This is a genomic window from Endozoicomonas ascidiicola, assembly GCF_001646945.1.
GTDB classification, from domain to species: Bacteria; Pseudomonadota; Gammaproteobacteria; order Pseudomonadales; family Endozoicomonadaceae; genus Endozoicomonas; species Endozoicomonas ascidiicola.
In genome coordinates, this window is the sequence record NZ_LUTV01000006.1 from 335,806 (window position 1) to 337,346 (window position 1,541).

Sequence of the window (1,541 nt, forward strand, 5' to 3'; positions counted from 1 at the left end):
GCTGACACCATAATTGGCAAAAACCATAAAGGGGCAATCGCTACATTGGATGAGCGAAAGACCAAGCTTCGTCTTGCTGTTCCCTTGCCTGGAAAGAAAGCAAAAGCGGTTAAACAGGCGATGATCGGTGTGCTTAAGCCTTTGATAAAGTTTGTAAAAACCATAACGTACGACAATGGAAAAGAATTTGTTCAGCATGAAGAGGCTGCCAAAGCGTTGAAGTGTGACAGTTACTTTGCTGCTCCGTATCACTCTTGGGAAAGAGGTCAGAATGAGAATGCTAATGGGCTACTCAGGCAGTATTTCCCCAAGTCGATGGAGCTTAATAACGTTACAGAAAAAGAAGTCATCATAGCGGTTGATAAGCTGAATAATAGACCTAGAAAATGCCTTGACTACAAAACACCTTATGAGGCTTTCAAAGAGTTAACTGGGATTGATGTAACCTGAATTCGTATCCTAAGTGCATAACCTCTGTAATCAACTGATCGCCACACACCTTTGAATTGAATCAAGACTCAGGGGAGAGGCACCGGAAAACTTACCATCAACAACCCCAGAGCCAACGCATGGTGCGGCATTTTCTGGCGCAGCTGGTAAATTCTGTATTGCCTCTACCCTCAGGTGTATTCTGTAAAGCAACCAAACCATACAGAGGAGCCAAGAATGACCTATACACACCTGAGCCTTGAAGAGAGACATTATACCGAACTTCAACTAAAAGAAGGAGTCTCTCAAAACAAGATTGCCAAGGCTTTAGGACGTTCACAGAGCACGTTTTCCCGAGAGCTGGGTCGTAATACCGGGCAAAGAGGTTACCGACACCAGCAAGCCCATGGAAAAGCTAAAGAACGTCATATGGTTTAGGTTCTATTGTTTTGTATCAAAAGCCCATATCTTAGCCCTTTTATGTTGCAATACTGTGGACAGTTTTTAGAAACCACAAAGCCTGTGGCACAGGGCCTGTGAGCAAAAACTGCCATTTAATGGCAAGTCTGGATCTACCCTGAGTTGCCAATAAGTATCCTATAAAGCTACAGGCCCCTGACTTACTAGGAAAAAACTGTCCGAAGTATTGATGTTGCGAGACAACAGCTAGCGGTGATTAGTACAACATTATGCAGGCTGCGCACCCACTCTCGTATCATCATTTAAAAAATGTCAGCATCACTAACCGCCTTGTTAGTGATAACTATTACCCGATGGTGTTTAAATACCCTCTGCTACAGGGCTTACGCACGAGGATAATAATTCGGATTTGAGTGTTTAGATCTACCCAATATGGGCTCGCTTTACAACTTAGGGTAGAGGCACCGGGAAACTTACCATCAGCAATCCCAGAGCCAACGCTTGATGCGGCATCTTCTGGTGCAGCTGGTAAATTCTGCACTGCCTCTCCCCTTAAGTATTTTCCAATCCCAAAATGAGCCTGAAAAGAGTATAAACCCATGATTTCAGGCCTTTCGCTTAAAGATGCCTTGAAACAGTGATTCTCTGGCAGACTGCAGTTGCTGGGCAGCCTCGTTATCACTCATTGATTC

1 protein-coding gene and 1 pseudogene are annotated in these 1,541 nt (G+C 44.3%); both read left to right on the forward strand.

What is annotated here, in order from left to right; translation table 11 throughout:
• The coding region (locus tag AKL11_RS18415) for an IS30 family transposase (protein WP_157673670.1) at positions 1-450 on the forward strand (450 nt) is incomplete at its 5' end.
• Positions 451-666: 216 nt separating this feature from the next.
• Positions 667-858: pseudogene (locus tag AKL11_RS26510) on the forward strand (helix-turn-helix domain-containing protein); the annotation flags it as partial.
• Between the last annotated feature and the right edge of the window lie 683 nt (positions 859-1,541).